The 20,660-nt window shown below is 71.3% G+C and carries 22 protein-coding genes; 5 read left to right on the top strand and 17 right to left on the bottom strand.

The genetic code is table 11. The annotated features are described in order from the left end of the window. Window positions 1–214: 214 nt before the first annotated feature. Genes ligA through ACGFZN_RS36625 form a run of 5 tightly spaced genes read right to left on the bottom strand, consistent with a single transcriptional unit; the run spans window position 215 to window position 5,081 of the window. Window positions 215–2,410 carry an NAD-dependent DNA ligase LigA gene (gene ligA, locus ACGFZN_RS36645; protein ID WP_393862797.1) on the bottom strand — a complete coding sequence of 732 codons (2,196 nt, stop codon included), beginning with the start codon at window positions 2,408–2,410 and terminating at the stop codon, window positions 215–217. A gap of 14 nt (window positions 2,411–2,424) precedes the next feature. Next, complete coding sequence (locus ACGFZN_RS36640; RefSeq protein WP_393862796.1) at window positions 2,425–3,432, bottom strand: methionine synthase; 1,008 nt, start codon at window positions 3,430–3,432, stop codon at window positions 2,425–2,427. Further along, the gene (locus ACGFZN_RS36635; RefSeq protein WP_393862795.1) at window positions 3,429–3,839 is read right to left on the bottom strand and encodes a hypothetical protein; all 411 of its coding nucleotides are present in this window, start codon (window positions 3,837–3,839) and stop codon (window positions 3,429–3,431) included. Before ACGFZN_RS36635 ends, ACGFZN_RS36640 begins: the two co-directional genes overlap by 4 nt. Beyond that, the gene (locus ACGFZN_RS36630) at window positions 3,836–4,534 is read right to left on the bottom strand and encodes an SDR family oxidoreductase (RefSeq protein ID WP_393862794.1); all 699 of its coding nucleotides are present in this window, start codon (window positions 4,532–4,534) and stop codon (window positions 3,836–3,838) included. The genes ACGFZN_RS36635 and ACGFZN_RS36630 overlap by 4 nt, the downstream gene beginning before the upstream one ends. A 7-nt stretch (window positions 4,535–4,541) precedes the next feature. Then, window positions 4,542–5,081 carry a TIGR00730 family Rossman fold protein gene (locus tag ACGFZN_RS36625; protein WP_393862793.1) on the bottom strand — a complete coding sequence of 180 codons (540 nt, stop codon included), beginning with the start codon at window positions 5,079–5,081 and terminating at the stop codon, window positions 4,542–4,544. Window positions 5,082–5,146: 65 nt separating this feature from the next. Between ACGFZN_RS36625 and ACGFZN_RS36620 the strand changes: the two genes are divergently transcribed. Both ACGFZN_RS36620 and ACGFZN_RS36615 read left to right on the top strand, forming a co-directional pair. After that, window positions 5,147–5,470 (top strand): DUF427 domain-containing protein, encoded by a 324-nt coding sequence (locus ACGFZN_RS36620; RefSeq protein ID WP_393862792.1) that lies wholly within the window; start codon window positions 5,147–5,149, stop codon window positions 5,468–5,470. A 37-nt stretch (window positions 5,471–5,507) separates the two neighbouring features. Further along, entirely contained in the window at window positions 5,508–6,299 is a 792-nt protein-coding gene (locus ACGFZN_RS36615) for an alpha/beta fold hydrolase (protein WP_393862791.1), read from the top strand. 22 nt (window positions 6,300–6,321) lie between these two features. Here ACGFZN_RS36615 and mnmA read toward each other — a convergent pair whose 3' ends face one another. The 4 genes from mnmA to ACGFZN_RS36595 form a co-directional block, all read right to left on the bottom strand. Further along, on the bottom strand, window positions 6,322–7,455 hold the full coding sequence (mnmA, locus tag ACGFZN_RS36610; protein ID WP_393862790.1) for a tRNA 2-thiouridine(34) synthase MnmA: 1,134 nt from the start codon (window positions 7,453–7,455) through the stop codon (window positions 6,322–6,324). A gap of 343 nt (window positions 7,456–7,798) precedes the next feature. Beyond that, on the bottom strand, window positions 7,799–8,968 hold the full coding sequence (locus ACGFZN_RS36605; RefSeq protein WP_393862789.1) for a cysteine desulfurase family protein: 1,170 nt from the start codon (window positions 8,966–8,968) through the stop codon (window positions 7,799–7,801). A gap of 177 nt (window positions 8,969–9,145) precedes the next feature. Next, the gene (locus tag ACGFZN_RS36600; protein ID WP_393862788.1) at window positions 9,146–9,424 is read right to left on the bottom strand and encodes a DUF4190 domain-containing protein; all 279 of its coding nucleotides are present in this window, start codon (window positions 9,422–9,424) and stop codon (window positions 9,146–9,148) included. A 32-nt stretch (window positions 9,425–9,456) separates the two neighbouring features. After that, complete coding sequence (locus ACGFZN_RS36595) at window positions 9,457–9,624, bottom strand: hypothetical protein (RefSeq protein WP_393862787.1); 168 nt, start codon at window positions 9,622–9,624, stop codon at window positions 9,457–9,459. A gap of 146 nt (window positions 9,625–9,770) precedes the next feature. Here ACGFZN_RS36595 and ACGFZN_RS36590 point away from each other — a divergent pair, with 146 nt between their 5' ends. Beyond that, window positions 9,771–10,397 (top strand): TetR family transcriptional regulator, encoded by a 627-nt coding sequence (locus tag ACGFZN_RS36590; protein ID WP_393862786.1) that lies wholly within the window; start codon window positions 9,771–9,773, stop codon window positions 10,395–10,397. Window positions 10,398–10,427: 30 nt separating this feature from the next. On the opposite strand, the gene ACGFZN_RS36585 is transcribed toward ACGFZN_RS36590, so the two are convergent. Next, a complete protein-coding gene (locus tag ACGFZN_RS36585; RefSeq protein ID WP_393862785.1) occupies window positions 10,428–10,778 on the bottom strand; it encodes a hypothetical protein in 351 nt (116 codons plus the stop codon). 95 nt (window positions 10,779–10,873) lie between these two features. After that, window positions 10,874–11,851 carry a helix-turn-helix transcriptional regulator gene (locus ACGFZN_RS36580; protein WP_393862784.1) on the bottom strand — a complete coding sequence of 326 codons (978 nt, stop codon included), beginning with the start codon at window positions 11,849–11,851 and terminating at the stop codon, window positions 10,874–10,876. A 114-nt stretch (window positions 11,852–11,965) separates the two neighbouring features. Between ACGFZN_RS36580 and ACGFZN_RS36575 the strand changes: the two genes are divergently transcribed. Then, on the top strand, window positions 11,966–12,568 hold the full coding sequence (locus ACGFZN_RS36575; RefSeq protein WP_393862783.1) for a TIGR03086 family metal-binding protein: 603 nt from the start codon (window positions 11,966–11,968) through the stop codon (window positions 12,566–12,568). Window positions 12,569–12,659: 91 nt separating this feature from the next. Here ACGFZN_RS36575 and ACGFZN_RS36570 read toward each other — a convergent pair whose 3' ends face one another. Beyond that, window positions 12,660–13,523, bottom strand: coding sequence for a thioesterase family protein (locus ACGFZN_RS36570; protein ID WP_393862782.1), 864 nt, complete (start codon window positions 13,521–13,523; stop codon window positions 12,660–12,662). A gap of 176 nt (window positions 13,524–13,699) precedes the next feature. Between ACGFZN_RS36570 and ACGFZN_RS36565 the strand changes: the two genes are divergently transcribed. Further along, complete coding sequence (locus ACGFZN_RS36565; protein WP_393862781.1) at window positions 13,700–15,034, top strand: alpha/beta hydrolase; 1,335 nt, start codon at window positions 13,700–13,702, stop codon at window positions 15,032–15,034. Here the strand turns inward: ACGFZN_RS36565 and ACGFZN_RS36560 are convergent. From ACGFZN_RS36560 to ACGFZN_RS36540, 5 genes are all read right to left on the bottom strand, one after another. Beyond that, entirely contained in the window at window positions 14,943–15,602 is a 660-nt protein-coding gene (locus tag ACGFZN_RS36560) for a trimeric intracellular cation channel family protein (protein WP_393862780.1), read from the bottom strand. The genes ACGFZN_RS36565 and ACGFZN_RS36560 overlap by 92 nt on opposite strands. A gap of 47 nt (window positions 15,603–15,649) precedes the next feature. Then, entirely contained in the window at window positions 15,650–17,041 is a 1,392-nt protein-coding gene (locus tag ACGFZN_RS36555; RefSeq protein ID WP_393862779.1) for a M1 family metallopeptidase, read from the bottom strand. A gap of 100 nt (window positions 17,042–17,141) precedes the next feature. Continuing rightward, window positions 17,142–18,548, bottom strand: coding sequence for an ABC transporter ATP-binding protein (locus ACGFZN_RS36550; RefSeq protein ID WP_393862836.1), 1,407 nt, complete (start codon window positions 18,546–18,548; stop codon window positions 17,142–17,144). Between the two features lie 11 nt (window positions 18,549–18,559). After that, window positions 18,560–19,642, bottom strand: coding sequence for an ABC transporter ATP-binding protein (locus ACGFZN_RS36545; RefSeq protein WP_393862778.1), 1,083 nt, complete (start codon window positions 19,640–19,642; stop codon window positions 18,560–18,562). Beyond that, window positions 19,639–20,649 (bottom strand): ABC transporter permease, encoded by a 1,011-nt coding sequence (locus ACGFZN_RS36540; RefSeq protein WP_393862777.1) that lies wholly within the window; start codon window positions 20,647–20,649, stop codon window positions 19,639–19,641. The genes ACGFZN_RS36545 and ACGFZN_RS36540 overlap by 4 nt, the downstream gene beginning before the upstream one ends. Window positions 20,650–20,660: the final 11 nt, after the last annotated feature.

Raw genomic sequence — 20,660 nt, 5'->3', positions numbered from 1 at the left:
TGTCCGACAGCCATCAGCAGCTCCGCGTTGAAGAACCCTTCCCCGCACGCCGGAAGCGCACGGGGATGCCCCAACCGCAGCCGGGCACGGCAGGTGCACGTCTCAACAGTAGGCCGCGGAAGGCTTCCACGGGCACCGGTCGTCGACGGTTGCCCGAATGCGCCCGGGCCACCCGTATGCAACTGATATGCGCCGATCGGGTGGCCTTCAACCGCTACTCCCCGGTCGGAAGCGCGACTTCGGCCGCCGCTTCGGGGCCCTGCTCCAAGAGGACCCCGAAACCGTCCTCGTTCAGCACCGGAACCTTCAATTGCACGGCTTTGTCGTACTTCGATCCGGGGTTGTCACCCACGACGACGAACGAGGTCTTCTTCGACACCGATCCGGTCACTTTCGCGCCCCGGCTCTGCAGTGCCTCCTTGGCGCCGTCCCGTGTGTGGTGCTCCAGGGTGCCGGTGACGACGACCGTGAGCCCCTCCAGCGGACGCGGGCCCTCGTCCTCGCCGGTCGAGGCGTCCTCCAGCGGGACTCCGGCGGCCTTCCACTTGCGGATGATCTCGCGGTGCCAGTCCTCGGCGAACCACTCCTTGAGCGCGGCGGCGATGATCGGGCCGACGCCGTCGGTGGTGGCCAGCTCCTCCTCCGTGGCCTGTTCGATGCGGTCGATGGAGCGGAACTCGCGCGCGAGGGCCTGCGCGGCGACCGGTCCGACGTGCCGGATGGACAGGCCGTTCAGGAAGCGGGCCAGCGGGCGCTGTTTGGCCTCCTCGATGTTCGCCAGCAGGGCGAGGGTGTTCTTCTTCGGCTCGCCCTTCTGGTTGGCGAAGACCGTGACCACCTTCTCCTCGCCCGTCTTGGGGTCCCGCTTGGGCAGGCCGCTGTCGGGGTCGAGGACATAGGCCTTGATGGGCAGCAGCTTCTCCACCGTCAGGTCGAACAGGTCGCCCTCGTCCACCAGCGGCGGGTCGGCCGGCTCCAGCGGGCGGGTGAGCGCGGCGGCCGCCACCGCGCCGAAGTGCTCGATGTCCAGGCACTCACGGCCCGCGAGGTACGACACGCGCTCGCGCAACTGGGCGGGGCAGGTGCGGGCGTTGGGGCAGCGCAGGTCGACGTCGCCCTCCTTCATGGGCCTGAGCGACGTGCCGCACTCGGGGCACTCGCCCGGCATCACGAACTCCCGCTCGCTGCCGTCCCTGAGGTCGACCACCGGGCCGAGGATCTCCGGGATGACGTCACCGGCCTTGCGCAGCACGACCGTGTCGCCGATGAGGACGCCCTTGGCCTTGACGACCTCCTGGTTGTGCAGGGTGGCGAACTCCACCTCGCTGCCCGCCACCGTGACCGGCTCGACCTGGGCGTACGGCGTGACCCGGCCGGTGCGGCCGACGCCCACCTTGATGTCGACGAGCTTGGTGTTGACCTCCTCCGGCGCGTACTTGTAGGCGATCGCCCAGCGCGGCGCACGCGCGGTGGAGCCGAGGCGGCCCTGGAGGCGGATCTCGTCCAGCTTGACGACCACACCGTCGATCTCGTGCTCCACGGAGTGGCGGTTCTCGCCGTAGTGGGCGATGAACGCGCGCACGCCGTCGAGGTCGTCGACCACCCTGTTGTGCGGGGAGGTGGGCAGGCCCCAGGTCTTCAGCAGGTCGTAGGCCTGGGAGAGACGGGTCAGGCCGGTGAAGCCCTCCAGGGCGCCGATGCCGTGGACCACCATGTGCAGCGGACGGGTGGCGGTGACCCGGGGGTCCTTCTGGCGCAGCGAACCGGCGGCGGCGTTGCGGGGGTTGGCGAACGGCTTGTCGCCGGCGGCGACCAGGCGTTCGTTCAGCTCGAGGAACTTCTCCATCGGGAAGTAGACCTCCCCGCGGATCTCCACCAGGTCGGGCACCTTGTCACCCTGGAGGCGGTCCGGGATCTCGGCGATGGTGCGGACGTTGGGGGTGATGTCCTCGCCGGTGCGGCCGTCCCCCCGGGTGGCCGCGCGCGTGAGGCGGCCCTTCTCGTAGGTGAGGTTGACGGCGAGGCCGTCCACCTTCAGCTCGCACAGGAAGTGGTACTCCTGGTCGCCGAGTTCGCGTGCGATCCGCTCCGTCCAGGCGGCCAGCTCCTCGTCGTTGAAGGTGTTGTCGAGCGAGAGCATCCGCTGGCGGTGCTCGACCGCGGTGAACTCCGTCTCGTACGACCCCGCGACCTTCTGGGTCGGGGAGTCCGGGGTGCGCAGCTCCGGATACTGCTCCTCCAGCGCCTCCAGAGTCTTCAGGAGCTCGTCGAACTCGGCGTCGCTGACGACGGGGGCGTCCTTCACGTAGTACCGGAAGCGGTGCTCCTCGATCTGCTCAGCGAGCTGCGCGTGCCTGTCACGCGCCTCGGCGGGCACTGCCGTCTGAGCCTGCTGCTTGTCGCCGGCCACCGTGTTTCCTCCCGTTACTCTGGGTTGTCCGCGAGGGATCTCGCCGCCCGGACGCAGTGGGCGAGCGCCTGGCGTGCGTAGGCGGGGGAAGCGCCCGCGAGACCGCACGCCGGGGTGACCGTGACCGCCTCGGTGAGCAGTCCCGGATGCAGGCCCAGCCTGCGCCACAGCGTCCTGACACCCATGACGCTACCGGCAGGGTCTGACAATGGGCCGTCGGTGCCCGGCACGACGCCGGCGAACAGCCGGGTGCCCCCCTCGGCGGCCTCGCCGATCGCCTCGTCGTCACGTTCGGTGAGCAGCGAGGCGTCGAAGGAGACACCGGCCGCTCCGGCCCGCCGCAGCAGCGCGAACGGCACGTCGGGGGCGCAGGAGTGGACGATCACCGGCCCGTCGCCGTGCGCCCCGGTCACGTCCCGCAGGGTGGCCTCCACGACCTGCCGGTCGACGGCGCGGTGCGTGCGGTAGCCGCTGGCGGTGCGGACCTGTCCGCGCAGGACGGCGGTGAGGGAGGGTTCGTCGAGCTGGAGGACGAGCCGGGCGCCGGGGACGCGGCGCCGTACCTCGGCGAGGTGCAGCCGCAGTCCCTCGGCGAGGGAGGCGGCGAGGTCCCGGCAGGCGCCGGCGTCGGAGAGGGCGGCCTCGCCGTTCTTCAGCTCCAGCGAGGCGGCCAGCGTCCACGGGCCGACCGCCTGCACCTTCAGGTCGCCCTCGTACCCTTGCGTGAACTCCTCCAGGGCGTCCAGATCCTCCCCCAGCCAGGACCGCGCCCGCTTGGTGTCCCGGCCCGGCCGGTCCCCGACGCGCCAGCCGCTGGGCTCCACGCGCGCGTACAGCTCGACGAGCATGCCCGCGGTACGGCCGATCATGTCGGCGCCGGGCCCGCGTGCGGGCAGCTCGGGCAGGAAGGGGAAGTCCTCGAAGCTGCCGGTGACTGTCTTGGCGGCTTCCCGCGCATCGGCACCGGGCATCGACCCGACACCGGTGGCCCCCGGGAAGGTGAACTGGCTCTTCTCACTCACCCCGGCAGCGTATGCCGAACACCCGGGGAGCTCTGCCCTCGATGCCGCTCCAGAAAGGCCATCAGCGCGTCCGGGTCGGCCACGGTCAGGTTGTTGCGGAAGCGGGCCCGCTCCCAGGAGACGTCGCGCCCGCCGTGGAGGCTGCCCGTGGCGATGAACTCGCCGTCGGAGTCCAGCAGCGCCAGTGTCGGACTGCCGGGGCAGCGGCAGATGTCGCCGGTGAACTCGCCCGTGGTGGTCAGCACACGCAGTTCCGCCAGGTCCGACGGGTCGAAGATCTCGCCCGCGACCGGCCGCCCGGCAGGCGGAGTGCCGAGATCCAGGCCGCCCAGGACCAACGCGCCCGCTGTCCTCGACCAGGCCTCGGCCAGCCAGTCGCGGATCTCGGCACCGCTCGCCGCGATCACCGCCCCGGCCGTACCGTCAGGTCGTTGACCTCCGCGTCCCCGGGGAGGTCGAGGGACATGAGGATCGTCGTGGCGACCGACTCGGGGTCGATCCACTGCGAGGCGTCGTAGTCCTTGCCCTCCTGCTGGTGGACCTTGGCCTGCATGGGGCTCGCCGTGCGGCCGGGGTAGACGGAGGTGACCCGGACGCCGTTGCCGTGCTCCTCGTGGCGCAGGGAGTCGGCGAGGGCCTTCAGGCCGTGCTTGGAGGCGGCGTACGCGGACCAGCCGGCGTGGGCGTTCAGGCCGGCGCCGGAGTTGACGAAGATCACATGGCCGCGGGCCGCGCGGAGCTGGGGCAGGAAGTGCCGGGTCAGCTCGGCGGGGGCGATCAGGTTGACGTTGAGCTGGTGGTGCCAGGCCTTGGTGGTCAGCTCGCCGACCTCGCCCAGGTCGACGACGCCGGCGATGTGCAGCAGGGAGTCCACCCGGTCCGGCAGGCTCTGGTGGGAGAACGCCCAGGAGAGCCGGTCCGGGTCGGCGAGGTCGCCGACCAGGGTGCGGGCGCCGGGGAACTCGGCCGCCAGTTCCTTCGCGCGGCCCGCGTCGCGCGCGTGCAGCACGAGGTCGTCCCCGCGCGCGTGCAGACGGCGGGCGACGGCCGAGCCGATGCCGGAACCGGCCCCGGTGATCACATGAGTAGCCATGCCCGCCATGCTCGCATCACTGCACGCCGAGCTGCTCCTCCAGGTAGGCCAGCGCCCCGACCGGCTCCTCCGCGAAGAACACCAGCTCGGACAGCGGACGGGGCAGGAAGCCCTCGTCCTCCATGCGGCGGAACTGCTGCTTGAGGCCGTCGTAGAAGCCCGCCGTGTTCAGCAGGACGACCGGCTTGCCGGTGCGGCCGTGCTTCTTCAGCTCCAGGATCTCGGTGGCCTCGTCCAGCGTGCCGGTGCCGCCCACCATGATCACCACGGCGTCGGCCTTCTCCAGCAGCAGCCTCTTGCGCTCGGCGAGGTCCGCGGCGACGATCATCTCGTCGGCGCCGGGCCGCGCCTTGTTGGCGAGGAACTCCACCGAGACGCCCAGCAGCCTGCCGCCCGCGTCCTGCACCCCGTCCGCGACGACCTTCATCAGGCCCACGTCGGAACCGCCCCACACCAGCGTGTGACCGGCCTTGCCGATCAGTTCCGCGAACTCGCGCGCGGGGCGCGTGTATCGCTCGTCGAGGTCGGCGGCGGACAGGAAGACGCAGATGTTCATGGCCTCTACCGTACGGCCCTCGCCGGCGACGGGAAGAAGCGCGGTCCCGCCGGTGCTGTCCTGGTATGACCCAAGGACACACGATCACCGTGGACAAGAGCGAGCGGCACGTGCGCGTGGTGCGCGGCGGCCAGGTGCTCGCGGAGAGCGACCGGTCGCTGCTGCTGCGCGAGACCGGCTGTCCGGACCGGTACTACATCCCCGCCGAGGACGTACGCCTCGACCTGCTCACCCCCTCCGAGACGCACACCGTGTGCCCCTTCAAGGGCACGGCGTCCTACTGGTCGCTGCCGGACGCACCGGACCTGGTGTGGGCGTACCCGGACCCGAAGCCGGGCGTGGCGCAGATCAAGGACCACTTCTGCTTCTACGACGTCGACGTGTCGTGACCGATGAGTCCGTGCCGGTACGGCAGTCTCAGCCGACATGGACAAGAAGACGACTTCGCGGGACGGAACCGCGCTCGCGTACCGAGTGACCGGTCAGGGGCCGACGGTGGTCCTGGTGAGCGGCGCGATGTCCACCGGCGGCACCCTGGCGCCCCTTGCGGAGCGGCTCGCGGGCCACTGCACGGCCGTCGTCTACGACCGCCGCGGTCGCGGCGAGAGCGGCGACACGGAGCCCTACGCGGTCGAGCGGGAGGTCGAGGACCTGGCCGCGCTGATCGACGCGGTGGGAGGCGAGGCGGCGCTGTTCGGGGTCTCCTCGGGCGGCGCGCTGGTGCTGCGGGCGCTGGCGAGCGGGCTGCCGGCCGGCCGGGCCGCCGTGTACGAGGTGCCGTACGCGGACTTCCTCCAGGGCGGCGCCGAGCGGGAGGCCGTCTACAAGGAGCAGCTGGGCAAGGCCCTGTCGGAGGACCGGCGCGGCGACGCGGTGGAGCTGTTCCTGCGGCTCACCGGCCTCGGCGAGGAGGTGATCCGGGGCGCCCGCCAGTCGCCGATGTGGGCCGGCATGGAGGCGGTCGCGCCGAGCCTCGCGCACGACGACGCGGTCATGGGCGACGGTCTGCTCCCCAGGGACCGGCTGGCGGCGGTGTCCGTCCCCGTGCTGGCGGTCGCGGGCGGCGCGAGCCCGGAGTGGATGCACCGCGCGAACCAGGCCGTGGCCGAGGCGGTGCCACAGGGCACCTACCGGGTGCTGCCGGGGCAGACCCACATGGTGGAACCGGACGTGCTGGGACCGGTGCTGACGGAGTTCTTCACGGGCGGGGCCGCTTAGGGCCCGCCCCGGTCGCGAAGGACTAGGCGGTCCGCGCCGCAGCGGCGGTCGCGCGCGTGGTCGCCGCGATCGTCGCCGAGCCGACCACGCGCGTGCCGTCGTACAGGACGATCGCCTGGCCGGGGGCGACGCCGCGGACCGGCTCGGCGAAGGTGACGCGCAGTTCGCCGCCGACCGGCTCCGCGGTGACCTCGGTCTCGCCGCCGTGGGCGCGCAGCTGGGCGGTGTAGGTGCCGGGGCCGGTGGGGGCGGTGCCGCACCAGCGGGGCCGGATCGCGGTGAGCGCGGAGACGTCCAGGGCCTCGGCGGGGCCGACGGTGACGGTGTTGTTCACCGGGGAGATGTCCAGGACGTAGCGGGGCTTGCCGTCGGGGGCCGGGGTGCCGATCCTGAGGCCCTTGCGCTGGCCGATGGTGAAGCCGTACGCGCCCTCGTGCGTGCCCAGCTTGGCGCCGGACTCGTCGACGATGTCGCCCTCCGCCTTGCCCAGCCGCCGGGCCAGGAAGCCCTGGGTGTCGCCGTCGGCGATGAAGCAGATGTCGTGCGAGTCGGGCTTCTTGGCGACCGCGAGCCCCCGGCGCTCGGCCTCGGCGCGGATCTCCTCCTTGGTGGTGACCGTGTCGCCGAGCGGGAACATGGCGTGCGCGAGCTGCTGCTCGTCGAGCACGCCGAGGACGTACGACTGGTCCTTCGCCATGTCGGAGGCGCGGTGCAGCTCGCGGGTGCCGTCCTCCTTGCGCACGATCTTCGCGTAGTGCCCGGTGCACACCGCGTCGAAGCCGAGGGCCAGGGCCTTGTCGAGCAGCGCGGCGAACTTGATCTTCTCGTTGCAGCGCAGGCACGGGTTCGGGGTGCGGCCGGCCTCGTACTCGGCGATGAAGTCCTCGACCACGTCCTCTCGGAAGCGGTCGGCGAGGTCCCAGACGTAGAAGGGGATGCCGATGACGTCGGCCGCGCGGCGGGCGTCGCGCGAGTCCTCGATGGTGCAACAGCCCCGCGCGCCGGTCCGGAAGGACTGCGGGTTCGCGGAGAGCGCGAGGTGGACGCCGGTGACGTCGTGGCCGGCTTCCGCGGCGCGCGCGGCGGCGACGGCGGAGTCGACTCCGCCGGACATGGCGGCGAGGACGCGGAGGGGGCGCTGCGGGGTCTCAGTCATAACCCTTTCAGGGTACGGGTCCGCGGGGACCTGAGGATCGGCGAAAAAATCAAGGCCGGGGGCCTTTTTCATCCGGTATGAGCGGTTCTATCCTGTTTACAGGTCTACGAGACGAGTGAGGGAGCCCAAGCGGAGTAGCCGACTTCAGCGAGAGAAAGATCGATCTCTTCAAGGAGAGGTAAGGAAATCTCCGCTGGTGCCGACATCGACGCTCGGGCTGAGAGGCCGGAAGGTCCGCGAGGACCGGAAGGCGACCCCCAGAACCTGATCCGGACAATACCGGCGAAGGGAACCCGCCTCGTAGGCCGTTTTCTGTCCCCGCCCGCTTCTTGCGCCCCGTGTCTCAGGTGAGGCCCGCCGCGCGGGCGCGCTCCACCGCCGGGCCGATCGCCTTGGCGACCGCCTCGACGTCCGCCTGCGTGGAGGTGTGGCCGAGGGAGAAGCGCAGGGTGCCGCGGGCCAGGTCCGGGTCGGTGCCGGTGGCGAGCAGCACGTGGCTGGGCTGGGCGACGCCCGCGGTGCAGGCGGAGCCGGTCGAGCACTCGATGCCCTGGGCGTCCAGCAGGAGCAGCAGGGAGTCGCCCTCGCAACCGGGGAAGGTGAAGTGCGCGTTGGCCGGCAGGCGGCCCTCGGGCGCCGGGTCGCCGCCGAGGATCGCGTCCGGGACGGCGCTCAGGACGGCGTCGATCAGCTGGTCGCGCAGGGCGCCGATCTCCCGGGCGAACCACGCGCGGCGCTCCGTGGCGATCCGGCCGGCGACGGCGAAGGAGGCGACGGCGGGGACGTCGAGGGTGCCGGAGCGGACGTGCCGCTCCTGGCCGCCGCCGTGCAGGACGGGCACGGGGCTCTGGTCGCGGCCGAGCAGCAGCGCGCCGATGCCGTAGGGACCGCCGATCTTGTGGCCCGACACGGTCATCGCGGCGAGGCCGGAGGCGGCGAAGTCGACCGGGACCTGGCCGAAGGCCTGGACCGCGTCCGAGTGCACGGGGATGCCGAACTCGGCGGCGGTCTCGACGAGTTCGCGGATCGGGAGCACGGTGCCGATCTCGTTGTTGGCCCACATCACGGTGACCAGCGCGACGTCGTCGGGGTTGCGGGCGATGGCCTCGCGCAGGGCCTCGGGGTGGACGCGGCCGTGGGAGTCGACGGGGAGGTACTCCACCGTCGCGCCCTCGTGCTCGCCGAGCCAGTGCACGGCGTCGAGGACGGCGTGGTGCTCGACGGGGCTGGACAGCACGCGGGTGCGGGCCGGGTCGGCGCCGCGGCGGGCCCAGTACAGGCCCTTGACGGCGAGGTTGTCGGCCTCGGTGCCGCCGGAGGTGAAGACGACCTCGCTGGGGCGGGCGCCGAGCGCTTCGGCGAGGGTCTCACGGGATTCCTCGACCGTGCGGCGTGCCTGCCGGCCGGATGCGTGAAGGGAGGAGGCGTTGCCCGTGATGCTCAACCGGGCGGTGAGTGCCTCCGCCGCCTCCGGGAGCATCGGGGTGGTCGCGGCGTGGTCGAGGTAAGCCATGGTGCCCCGATTCTACGGCTCCCCCGCCGCCCGCCTCGGCTCCGAGGTCGGCGCAGGCCCGGCAAGCCGTGCCCGGGTCCGACTCCGCACTGTGTGTCGGCCGGTCGCCCCGTCGTCCTCGGGCGCCCTCCGCGGCAGGTGGGGCGGCCGGGCTCGCGGGTTTCGCGGCAGCGTGGCTCACAGGCTCCACGACAGCGTGTGCGAGACCTCCATCGCGATGACCAGGACGGCCAGGTCGGCCACGCCCAGGGTCAGGCCCAGCAGGGCCCGGCCGCGGCGGGCGGTGCCGCGCCAGAGGGAGACCGCGGCCAGCACGATGGCGACCGGGCCGAGGAAGACGTTGAGGACGAGCAGGCCGAGCAGGCCGAGGATGAAGGACGCCACGGCCATGCCGTCGGCGTCCCGCGCGGCCGGACGGGTTTCGGTGCCGCTCGTGACCGGTGCGGTGAGATGCATGGTGCTCAGCTCCTGGAAGTAGGTGCGGACGGTCAGTTGGCCTGCGTACGGCGCCGGCGGCCGAGGCGCTCGCGGATCGCGAAGGCGCCGAGCCAGACGGCGATGCCGGCGGCGATGACGGCGGTGACGGTCAGCGGTGCGTGAGCGACGGTGCCCAGTACGACACCGAGCAGCATGAGTGCGGCGACGAGGAACAGCATGGGAACGGGTCCCCCCTCCGAGTTGCCTCGTGAATCGAGCCGGTGTGAAATTTGGGTGAACAGTTGTAGTAACAGTTGTTCACTGACTTCTACTGTACCGCGCTCAGCGGTTTCCAATTCCGGAGAACAGTTGTTAACTGGATGACATGAGTCACACCCTCGGCATCCGGCAGGCCCAGAAGCAGAAGACCCGCCAGGCGTTCCTCGACGCGGCGCTCGCGCTGCTGGAGGAGCAGAGCCTGAGCAGCCTGGGCCTGCGCGAGGTCACCCGGGCCGTCGGCGTCGCCCCGACGGCCTTCTACCGGCACTTCCGCTCGACCGCCGACCTCGGGGTGGCGCTGGTCGACGAGGCGCTGGGCAGTCTGCATCCGATGGTGCGGACGACGGTGTCCACGACCGGAGACAGCGAGGAGCGCATCGCGCGCGCCATCGAGTTGATCGCCCGTCACGTCGACGAGTACCCCGCCCACGTCCGGTTCATCGCCCGGGAACGGCACGGCGGGGTGCAGCCGGTGCGGGAGGCCATCAAGGCCCAACTGGTGCGGTTCGCCGAGGAGGTGAAGGCCGAGCTGGCCAAGGACCCGGAGGCGGCGGGCTGGAGCGACGACGACCTGCTGATGCTCGCGCACCTCTACGTCGACCAGATGCTCATCACCGCCTCCCTGTTCCTGGAGGCCCTGGACGGCCCGCCGGAGGAACGCGAGCGCGTCACCCGGCTCGCCGCCCGGCAGTTGCGGCTCATCTCCGTCGGCCGCGGCCACTGGCTGGACTGAGCGGCCTCCACCCCCGGCCACGGCCCCGGCTCAGCCCTGCTGCGCCTGCCCGCCGGTCCGCTCCGGAGCCTGGCCGCCGCCCGGACCGCCGCAGCCGCCGCCCCGGCGCCCGCCGGCACCGCCCTGGCCGCCGGGCGCGCCGCTCGGCATGCCGGAGGGCGTGCCGCCGGGCGTGCCGCTGGGCCGCACGGTGGACGCGCCCGAAGGCCCGCCGGAGGGCGCCCCGCCCGTCGGCATGCCCGACGGCGCCCGGCAGCCCTGCTGCCGGACGGAGGTGCCGCCCCCCGAGGAGGACGACGAGTCACCGGAGCCGCACGCGGTCAGCAGCAGCGGGGACAGGGCCAGCAGGGCGACGGCGGGGGCGAGACGGACACGCTTCATGAGAGATGGCTCCGATGCGGGTGAGGAAGTCCTGAGAGACCGCACTCAACCAACGCCGCCTGGGCGGCACTTGGGCCGCCGCTGCCGGCCGGCTGTCAATCCCCGGTGCCGGGGCCGGCCTGGTACAGGGCCGTGACGGAGCGGGCCCCCGCCAGCAGTTCCGCGCGCGCCTCCGGCGGGTCCAGCAGCTCCACCTGGTCGGAGAAGGCGAGGAGCTGTCGGACCGCCCGCAGCACCGGGAAGGCCAGCTTCGCGGTGACCCAGTCGCTCACGCCGTCGTCGTCGGGCAGGGCCGTCAGGTGGGCGGCCGCCATCCGCTGGAACATGTCCAGCCGCTCGCGCCGTACCCGCACGGTGACCTCGATGCCCTGCGGCATGTCCTCCACCTGCCGGCGCAACACCTCCCAGACGTCGGCGAGTTCGACGCCCGGGCGGCGCCGTACGGGCTCGTCCAGCGGCCGGGCCGAGCAGATCCGGTCGGCCCGGAACAGCCGGGGCGCCGCGCGCCGGTCGGCGACCAGATACCAGGTCCCGGCCTTGGCGACCAGGCCGTACGGGTCCACGGTGTACGTCCGCGCCTCCCGCGACTCGCTGTGCCGGTAGCGCAGCCTCAGGCGCCGGTCGGAGAACACCGCGTCCTGGAGGACCTGGAGGTCGACGGCCTGCCGGGGGCCGCTCCTCCAGCGGGTGGCGTCGACCAGGATGCGGCGGCTGGTCACCTCCGCGGCGGGCCGGTACGGCGCCGGCAGCGCGGCCATCACCTTGCGCAGAGCCGAGCCGAGGGCCGCGTCCAGGCCGAGCGCGGCGTGGGCGCCCTGGGCGGCGAGGATGAACAGGGCGCGGGACTCGTCGGCGGTCAGCCCGGTGACGTCGGTGCGGAAACCGGCGAGGAGTTCGATGCCGCCGTGCCGGCCGCGCTCGGCGTACACCGGGACGCCGGAGGCCGACAGCGCCTCGATGTCCCGGTAGACGGTGCGGACCGACACCTCCAGCCGGTCGGCGAGTTCACGTGCCGGGACGCGGCCCCGGGTCTGCAGGAGCAGCAGGATCGACAGCAGCCGGTCGGACTTCACGCGGCCAGGATCGCGCCGGTCGCGGGCTTCCCGCAAATGTTGACGGAAGGTGTCAGGTTATCCCGCCATCCTCATCTCACCGACCCACGCAGGACACGGACACGGAGGCATCTCATGACCACCACCACCGGCTTCACCGACCCGCGCCCCGTCTACGCCCGCGCCACCGAGCAGGCCGCGGCCCTGATCAAGACCGTGCGCCCCGAACACCTCACCGCGCCGACGCCCTGTTCCGAGTTCGACGTACGTGCCCTGCTGAGCCACGTGGTCGGCGGCACCCGGCGGATCGCCGTGGTCGGCGAGGGCGGCGACGGGCTGGCGGTGGAACCGGTCGCCCATGGCGTCGCGGACGACGGCTGGGCCGCGGCCTACGACGAGGTGCGCGTCCGGGTGCTGAAGGCGTGGGCGAGCGACGAGCGGATGACGTCCCCGGTGCGGGTGCCGTGGGGCGAGGTGCCGGGCCACGCGGCGCTGTCCGGCTATGTGATGGAGATCGTGACCCACACCTGGGACCTCGCCGAAGCCCTCGGCCACCCCCTCGAACTCGACCCGGAACTCGCCGAGTTCGCCCTCACCACCGCCCGCGCGGTCCTCCCGCCCTCCCGGCCCCGCGACGCCGGGACCCCCTTCGACGCCCCCCGCCAGGCCGACGAGAAGGCGGACACCTACGAGCGGCTGGCGGCCTGGCTGGGCCGCACGCCCCTGAACCGGGCCTGACACGCCACTCGGCCACCCCTGCAAGCCGAACCGGCTCGGGCGAAGGGGCCGGCGGTCGCCGGCGCACGGCTCGGCCGGCGGTGTGCGCCGTTCAGCGGAGCCGGACCCTGGCCAGCTGCCTGGACTGGGCGACCAGGTGGTCGGTGCTGTCCCAGATCTCGGCGTCCTCCTCAAGGAAGCCGCCGGCCAGGTTGCGGGTGGTGATGGACACCCGCAGCGGGCCGGGGGCGGGGCGGCGGCGGACGTGGACGGTGAGTTCGACGGTGGGGACCCAGCCCTTCAGGCCGAGTTCGAAGGCCGTGGGCGGCAGGGCGTCCACCGCCAGCAGCAGGGACAACGGGTCGGCGTCGCGGCCGTCGGCCAGGCCGAACCAGGCGCGCATCTCGCCCTTGCCGGAGGGCGCGCCCAGGGCCCAGCCGAGGGTCGCCGGGTCCAGCTTGAGCATCAGCCGGTCGGTGATCGCCGAGCTTCCCTCGACGGGGGCGGGGCCGTCCTCGGGGCCGAAGCACTGGTCGAGGGGCGGGATCGGCGGCGGCACCGCCGTCGTACGGACGTCGTCGGGCAGGGTGCTGAGGTCGCCGTAGGAGGCGAGGACGCGGATCCGCTCGACCTCGTGGCCCTCGTCGTCGTACTGGAAGAGGGAGGCCTGGCCGGTGGACAGGGTGCGGCCGGTGCGGACCGTCTCGGTGCGGACCACCGCCGGGCCGGGCTGGGAGGCGGTCAGGTAGTGCGCGGTGATGGTGAAGGGGTCCGGGTGCGGGAGCGTGTCCGCGAGGGCCCGGCCCAGCACGGCCAGCAGATACCCGCCGTTCACGGCGTTGATGATGGTCCAGCCGGCCGAGAGGTCGATGTCGTAGACACCGGGCTCGCGCCGGGTGACCGCGGTGTCGCGGTCGAACTCGCTGTCGCCGAGCACGGCCCGCGAGGGGGACGCTGCGGAAGCTGCTTCTGGCATGGGTGAACGGTACAACAGGTAACTACTAAGCGGTAGCTTTCTTGGCTGGGCAGCAGCGGCCGCACGCCGGGGCCCCGCCGGGCGGGCTGGGCCTGCCGGGTGAGGTTCCGGCAATTTCTAAGTAAGTGTCCGGAGACGTCCACAACCTCGGGCCTTCGTTTTCCCTCTATGGGGACATGAGCCTCACCGGGACTCCGTTCCTCTACACGACCGTCGTGCTGGCGGTCGTCGCACTGATACTGCCGCTCGTCCTGTGGTCGCGGGTGCGCGGGCCCAAGCCCCTGCGCGCCGCGGCCCGCCTGGCGATGCTGCTGTTCGCCCAGGGCACCGCCGTCACGCTGATCTTCGTCCTGGTCAACAACCAGAACAACCTGTACGACAACTGGGCCGACCTGCTCGGCACCGGCAACCACGTCCAGCAGGCCCAGAACCTGGGCAGCGACGGGACCGGCGGCATAGCGGTGAAACGGTTGCCCAAGGTCAGGCAGACCTTCACGGCGGCCGACGGACCCGGCATGCGCGCGGCCGGCGGAGTGAAGGTCACCCAGCTCAAGGGCCGGGTCTCCGGGGTGAACGCCGAGGTCTACGTCTGGCTGCCGCCGCAGTACGACGAGCCCGCCTACCGCACCAGGAAGTTCCCGGTGGTGGAGCTGCTGCCCGGCTACCCCGGTTCGGCGAAGGCCTGGTTCGGCTCCATGAAGGCCCATGAGCAGCTGCTGCCGCTGATGAGGAGCGGCCAGGTGGCGCCGTTCATCCTGGTCGCCCCGCGCACCAACCTGCTGGCCGGCGTCGACACCGGCTGCGCCAACATCCCCGGTCAGGTCAACGCCGACAGCTGGCTCAGCATCGACGTGCCGAAGATGGTCATGGACAACTTCCGGGCCGAACCGGCGCCGCAGGGCTGGGCCGTGGCCGGGTACTCGGCGGGCGCGCACTGCGCGGTCAAGCTGGCCGTGGCCCACCCGGACCGCTACCGGGCCGCCGTGAGCCTGTCCGGTTACAACGACCCGATCGGCGAGCGCAACTCCCTCGCCGCGCAGAACCCGCTCCTGCGCGCCGAGAACAACCCCTACCTGCTGCTGAAGAAGGCCCCGGTACCGCCCCGGATCGCGCTCTACATCTCCGGCGAGTCGGGGGACGGCTACCAGGCGGGCGTGGCCCTCGAGGCCATCGCCAAGGCGCCCACGACCGTGCACGTGGTGTTCCTGCCGCACAGCGCGGGCGGCCACAACATGGCGCTGTGGCGGCCCCAGGTCGACACGGTGTTCCGCTGGCTGACCCTCCAGATGGGCCAGAACCGCGCCCGGGGCCAGGACCGGTCTCTTACCGGAACCACGGGTTCTCTTACCGGGTCCGCCGCCGGACCCACCGGAACCAGGGGGATCACGGGGACGGCAGGGACCACCGGGACGACGGGGACTACTCCTCGGTCACCGTCGACCGGCGGTTCCACGCGCGCGGAGCTCGCCAGTGGAACCGCATCGCGAGCAGGCGCAGCACAAAAGCGGTGACGACGGCCAGCCCGCTGGTGAACGGGGTCAGCACGTCGTAGCGGATGCACAGCACCACCATCGTGGCGCCGACGATCGCCGGGACCGCGTACAGATCGCGGTCCCAGCGCAGCAGTGAGGGCACCTCGTTGGCGAGCACGTCCCGCAGCACGCCGCCGCCGACGGCGGTGGCGAGGCCCAGGGTCGCCGACGCGGTCAGGCCGAGGCCGTAGCCGTACGCCTTCGTCGTACCGCTGACGCAGAACAGGCCGAGGCCGGCCGCGTCGAAGACCAGCACCGCCGTCTGGATGCGCTCCACGTGCGGATGCAGGAAGAAGACGACCAGGGTCGCGAGCAGCGGGGTCAGGAAGTACCCGAGGTCGGTGAAGGCGGCCGGCGGCACGGCTCCGATGATCAGGTCGCGGAACAGCCCTCCGCCCAGCGCGGTCACCTCGGCGAGGACGGCGATGCCGAAGACGTCGAAGTTCTTCCGGACGGCCAGCAGCGCGCCGGAGATCGCGAACACGAAGATGCCGATGACATCGAGCGTGTGCTGGACGGAGTGGCTGAAGAGGGGCTGGAGCTGCACCCCTACATTCTCACCCGGTGTCGGGTGTGAACCTTACAAAGCCAGGCTCACAGGGCAGGTTTCCCTGTGGTGAACAGCCAGGTCTGGAAGAGGTCGTCCAGGTGCTGCCCGCTGACCCGCTCGGCCAGGCGGACGAAGTCGGCGGTGTCCGCGTTGCCGTACCGGTGGAGCCTGGTCCAGGCGGGCAGCAGCCTGAAGAAGGCCTTGTCGCCGATGCGCTCGCGGAGCATCTGGAGCGTCATCGCGCCGCGCTGGTAGACGGCGGAGGCGAACATCGTGTCCCGCTGCGGGTCGGCGACCTTGATCTGCCAGAACGACGAGGTGGCCGGCAGGGCGTTGTACGCCGCGAGGAAGGAGTCGTGAGCGGAGCGGGTGCCCTGGTGCTCGGCCCACAGCCACTGCGCGTAGGTGGCGAAGCCCTCGTTGAGCCAGATGTCCTTCCACTGCGCCACGCTCACCGAGTCGCCGAACCACTGGTGGGCCAGTTCGTGCACGATGGTCGTCTCGTTGCGCACGGCCGAATAGGCGGGCTTGCTCTGCACCTCCAGCGAGAACCCGGCCTCGGGCATGTCGTCCACGATCGCGCCGGTCTCCTCGAAGGGGTACGGCCCGAAGACCTTCGACCAGTAGTCGGTGGCGGCGGCGGTGACGGCGTACACGTCCACGCCGTTGCTGTTCTTCAGCACCGGGTCGATGGCGACGTAGACCGGGATGCCGCCCGGGGTGCGGCCGGTGCGCACGTCGAACTTCCCGATGGTGGCGGTGGCGAGGTAGGTCGCCATCGGCCGCGACTCGCGCCAGTGGGTGTACGTCGAGCCGCCCTTGTCGTACGTCGAGACCAGCCGGCCGTTGGAGACGCCGGTCAGGCCCTTCGGCGCCCTGATCCGGATGTCGTAGGTGGCCTTGTCCGAGGGGTGGTCGCTGGACGGGAACCAGGTGGAGGCCGCGTTGGGCTCGCAGGCGACGAAGACGCCGTCGGGAGTCTTCATCCAGCCGTACTTGGAGCCGAACACGATGGGGCCGCTGAGGGGCTGCGGTACGCCGCCGTAGGTGACGGTGACCCTGAACTCCCGCCCCTTGCGCAGGCTCTGGCGCGGGGTGACGGTGACCTCGTCGCCGTCGCGGGTGAACCGGGCGCGTCTGCCGTTCACGTCGACCCGGGTGATCCGCAGCTGCTGGAGGTCGAGGTCGAAGGAGGAGAGGTTCTGGGTGGCGCGCGCGGTGAGGGTCGTACGGCCGTCGAGACGGCCGGTGTCGGGGGCGTAGGCGACGTCGAGGTCGTAGTGCAGGGCGTCGAAGCCCCCGTTGCCGAGGTTGGGGAAGTAGGGGTCGCCGATGCCGGGGGCGCCCGGAGTGGGGGCGGGAGAGGCTCCGATGACGAGGAGGGAGGCCGCCGCGATCGCGAGGGCCCCCAGACGTGCCGAACGGGAGAGTGCCATGCGTCGTCCCTTTCGAGCGTGTACCGATCAGTGGTCGGACACGGACGACTCTGCACTCTCCCGTTCAGCCATGTACATGACTTTGCCGAGATGTCATGTGCTACTTGTCGGTTGACTCCTGGGAGTCGGCCTCGCCGGCGTTCTCCTCGGGGGCGTCCCCGCCGGAGGCGTTCTCCGCAGAGGCGCTCTCCTCGGCGGCGCTCTCCTCGGAAGCCTCCGCAGAGGCGCTCTCCTCGGCGGCGCTCTCCTCGGAAGCCTCCGCAGAGGCGTTCTCCGCGGAGGCGTCCTCCTCGGAAGTCTCCGCAGAGGTGTTCTCCTCGGAGGTGTTCTCCTCGGCGGACCCCTCGGCGAGCTCCGCCGCCACCGCCGCCGACGTCTCCGCCGACTCCGCGAGGACCTCCTCGGAGACCAGCTCGGCCGCCTCCTTGGCCGCGGAGAGCAGCACCGTGTCCTGCGGGGCCTGGTCCTCGAAGTTCTCCGGGTGGTGGCACGCGACCCGCTGGCCGGGCCGCAGCTCCACGAGCGCCGGCTCGGTGGTCCGGCAGATCTCCGTCGCCTTCCAGCACCGGGTGTGGAAGCGGCAGCCGCTCGGCGGGGCGATCGGCGAGGGCACGTCGCCCTTGAGCAGGATGCGCTCGCTCTTGACGTGCTTCCGCTTCGGGTCCGGGATCGGCACCGCCGACATCAGCGCCTTGGTGTACGGGTGCATCGGCGCCTTGTACAGCGAGTCCCGGTCGGCGAGTTCCACGACCTTGCCCAGGTACATCACCGCGATCCGGTCCGAGACGTGCCGGACGACCGAGAGGTCGTGCGCGATGATCACGTAGGTCAGGCCCAGCTCCTCCTGGAGGTCGTCCAGCAGGTTCACGACCTGCGCCTGGATCGACACGTCCAGCGCGGAGACCGGCTCGTCGGCCACGACCAGCTTCGGCTTCAGGGCCAGCGCGCGGGCGATGCCGATGCGCTGGCGCTGACCGCCGGAGAACTCGTGCGGATAGCGGTTGTAGTGCTCGGGGTTGAGGCCGACCACCGACAGCAGCCGCTGCACTTCCTTCTTGACGCCGCCCTCGGGCTCGACGCCCTGGAGCCTGAAGGGCGCGCCGACGATCGTGCCGATGGTGTGGCGCGGGTTCAGCGACGAGTACGGGTCCTGGAAGATCATCTGCACGTCGCGGCGCATGGGGCGCATGCCGCCGACGCCGAGGTGCGTGATGTCCTTGCCCTGGAACTCCACCGTGCCGGCGGTCGGTTCGAGCAGCCGGGTGATCAGCCGGCCCATGGTCGACTTGCCGCAGCCGGACTCGCCCACGACGCCCAGGGTCTCGCCCTTGCGCACCTCGAAGTCGATGCCGTCGACGGCGCGCACCGCTCCGACCTGCCGCTGCAGCAGGCCCTTGCGGATCGGGAAGTGCTTCTGGAGCCCGGTCACCTTCAGCAGGATCTCGCCGTCGGAGACAGCATCGTCCTTGGTCACGTCGGCACCGTCACTCTGCGCGGGGATGCTCACTTTTTCGTCGCTCACAGCTTCGGCGCAATCTCTTCGGTCCAGATACGCTCCCGCTGCTCCTGCGTCATGTGGCAGGCCGCCCAGTGCCCGCTGCCGACCTCGGTCAGCTCGGGGCGGACCGTGCGGGTGACGTTGTCCTTCGGGATGTCCGCGTACGGGCAGCGCGGGTTGAAGGCGCAGCCGGACGGGACGTTGATGAGGGAGGGCGGGGAGCCCTTGATCGGGATGAGCCGGTCGGTCTCCTCCCGGTCCAGCCGCGGCATCGAGCCCAGCAGACCCCAGGTGTAAGGGTGGCGGGGCGCCTCGAACACCTCGTCGGCCGGACCGCGCTCCACGCACCGGCCGCCGTACATGACCAGCAGGTCGTCGGCCATCTCGGCGACCACGCCGAGGTCGTGCGTGATCATGATGACGGCGGAGCCGAACTCCTTCTGCAGGTCCCGGATCAGGTCCAGGATCTGCGCCTGCACGGTGACGTCCAGGGCGGTGGTCGGCTCGTCCGCGATGAGCAGCTCGGGGTTGTTCACCAGCGCCATCGCGATCATCGCGCGCTGGCGCATACCGCCGGAGAACTCGTGCGGGTAGCTGTCGACGCGCTTGGCCGGCTCCGGGATGCCCACGCGGTCCAGCATCTCGACCGCCCGCTGCTTGGCGGCCTTCTTGCTGACGTCGTGGTGCACCCGGTAGGCCTCGACGATCTGCGCCCCGACCGTGTAGTAGGGGTGCATCGCGGACAGCGGGTCCTGGAAGATCATCGCCATCTTGCGGCCGCGCATCCGCCGGACCTCGTCCGGGTCGGCGCCGATCAGCTCCTGGCCGTCCAGCCAGACCTCGCCGGAGACCTTGGCGTTGGCGGAGCGGTGCAGGCCCATCACGCCGAGCGAGGTGACGGACTTGCCGGAACCGGACTCGCCGACGATGCCCAGGGTCTTGCCCCGCTGGACGTCGAAGCTGACGCCGTCCACCGACTTGACCAGGCCGTCGTCGGTGTTGAAGTGGATGCGCAGATCGCGAACGGAGAGGAACGCGTCGTCGGCGTCGGAGGGGGCGGTGGTGGCCGGTTCGCCGACCGCCGCCTTGTCGAGCTTGCTCACGAGTACCTCACGCGGGGGTCGATGGCTGCGTACACCAGGTCGACGACGAGGTTGCAGAAGACGATGAAGAACGCGGCGACCAGGGTCACGGCCATCACGATGGGCAGGTCGTTGTCCTGGATGGCCTGGATGGAGTACGCGCCGACACCCTGCAGGGAGAAGACGGTCTCGGTGAGCACCGCGGTGCCCACGAGGGTGCCGAAGTCCATGCCGAAGATGGTCACGATCGGGGTGAGCGTGGAGCGCAGCCCGTGCTTGGTGACGACCACCGACTCCTTGAGGCCCTTGGCGCGAGCCGTGCGGATGTAGTCCTCGCTCATCGTCTCCAGCATGCCCGCCCGGGTGAGCCGGGCGTAGGTGGCGGAGAAGAGGAACGCGAGGCTGATCCAGGGCAGCAGCAGGTGCCAGGCCCAGTCGGCCGGGTTCTGGGTGAACGGCACGTACTCGGTGCTGTCCCAGACGGGCCACTGGTAGATGAACAGCGCGTTGAGCACCTGGCCGGTGAAGAAGATCGGCAGCGAGACGCCGGCGAGCGCGATGAACATCGAGATGCGGTCCACCGGCTTGCCCTTGCGCAGCGCCGAGACGACACCGGTCGTCACACCGAAGATCAGCCAGATCACGGCCGCGCCGACGGCCAGCGACAGGGAGACCGGGATGCGCTTCTGGAGCTGGGGCCACACTTCGATGTGACTCTTGAAGGAGTACCCGAAGCAGGGGGCGTTGCAGTGCGTCGCATCGGGGCCGAACTTGTAGTCGGCGCCCACGAACAGGCCCTTGATGTAATGCCAGTACTGGACGTAGATGGGCTGGTCGAGACCCAGGTTGTGCTTGATCGCGGCGATGGACTGGGGGTTGGCGTCCTTGCCGACGTACTGGGTTGCCAGCTGGGTGGCTGTCTGGCCGCCCAGGCGGGGGACCAGGAAGAAGATGGCGAAGGTGACTGCGCTGACCACCAGCAGCAGTACCAATGCGCCGAAGACGCGTCGGATGATGTACGCAGCCACAGCTGTGCGGC

The organism is Streptomyces sp. NPDC048192, assembly GCF_043202415.1.
Lineage (GTDB): Bacteria > Actinomycetota > Actinomycetes > Streptomycetales > Streptomycetaceae > Streptomyces.
Note: the sequence above shows the minus strand (reverse complement) of the source record. Positions and strands in the feature narration are given on the sequence as shown.

What these genes read in the sequence shown, in the direction of transcription:
- ACGFZN_RS36630 (WP_393862794.1), bottom strand. Translation starts at nt 4,534, where the DNA reads ATGGCGGGCATGGCTACTCATGTGATCACCGGGGCCGGTTCCGGCATC.
- ACGFZN_RS36625 (WP_393862793.1), bottom strand. Translation starts at nt 5,081, where the DNA reads ATGAACATCTGCGTCTTCCTGTCCGCCGCCGACCTCGACGAGCGATAC.
- ACGFZN_RS36620 (WP_393862792.1), top strand. Translation starts at nt 5,147, where the DNA reads ATGACCCAAGGACACACGATCACCGTGGACAAGAGCGAGCGGCACGTG.
- ACGFZN_RS36615 (WP_393862791.1), top strand. Translation starts at nt 5,508, where the DNA reads ATGGACAAGAAGACGACTTCGCGGGACGGAACCGCGCTCGCGTACCGA.
- mnmA (WP_393862790.1), bottom strand. Translation starts at nt 7,455, where the DNA reads ATGACTGAGACCCCGCAGCGCCCCCTCCGCGTCCTCGCCGCCATGTCC.
- ACGFZN_RS36605 (WP_393862789.1), bottom strand. Translation starts at nt 8,968, where the DNA reads ATGGCTTACCTCGACCACGCCGCGACCACCCCGATGCTCCCGGAGGCG.
- ACGFZN_RS36600 (WP_393862788.1), bottom strand. Translation starts at nt 9,424, where the DNA reads ATGCATCTCACCGCACCGGTCACGAGCGGCACCGAAACCCGTCCGGCC.
- ACGFZN_RS36595 (WP_393862787.1), bottom strand. Translation starts at nt 9,624, where the DNA reads ATGCTGTTCCTCGTCGCCGCACTCATGCTGCTCGGTGTCGTACTGGGC.
- ACGFZN_RS36590 (WP_393862786.1), top strand. Translation starts at nt 9,771, where the DNA reads ATGAGTCACACCCTCGGCATCCGGCAGGCCCAGAAGCAGAAGACCCGC.
- ACGFZN_RS36585 (WP_393862785.1), bottom strand. Translation starts at nt 10,778, where the DNA reads ATGAAGCGTGTCCGTCTCGCCCCCGCCGTCGCCCTGCTGGCCCTGTCC.
- ACGFZN_RS36575 (WP_393862783.1), top strand. Translation starts at nt 11,966, where the DNA reads ATGACCACCACCACCGGCTTCACCGACCCGCGCCCCGTCTACGCCCGC.
- ACGFZN_RS36570 (WP_393862782.1), bottom strand. Translation starts at nt 13,523, where the DNA reads ATGCCAGAAGCAGCTTCCGCAGCGTCCCCCTCGCGGGCCGTGCTCGGC.
- ACGFZN_RS36565 (WP_393862781.1), top strand. Translation starts at nt 13,700, where the DNA reads ATGAGCCTCACCGGGACTCCGTTCCTCTACACGACCGTCGTGCTGGCG.
- ACGFZN_RS36555 (WP_393862779.1), bottom strand. Translation starts at nt 17,041, where the DNA reads ATGGCACTCTCCCGTTCGGCACGTCTGGGGGCCCTCGCGATCGCGGCG.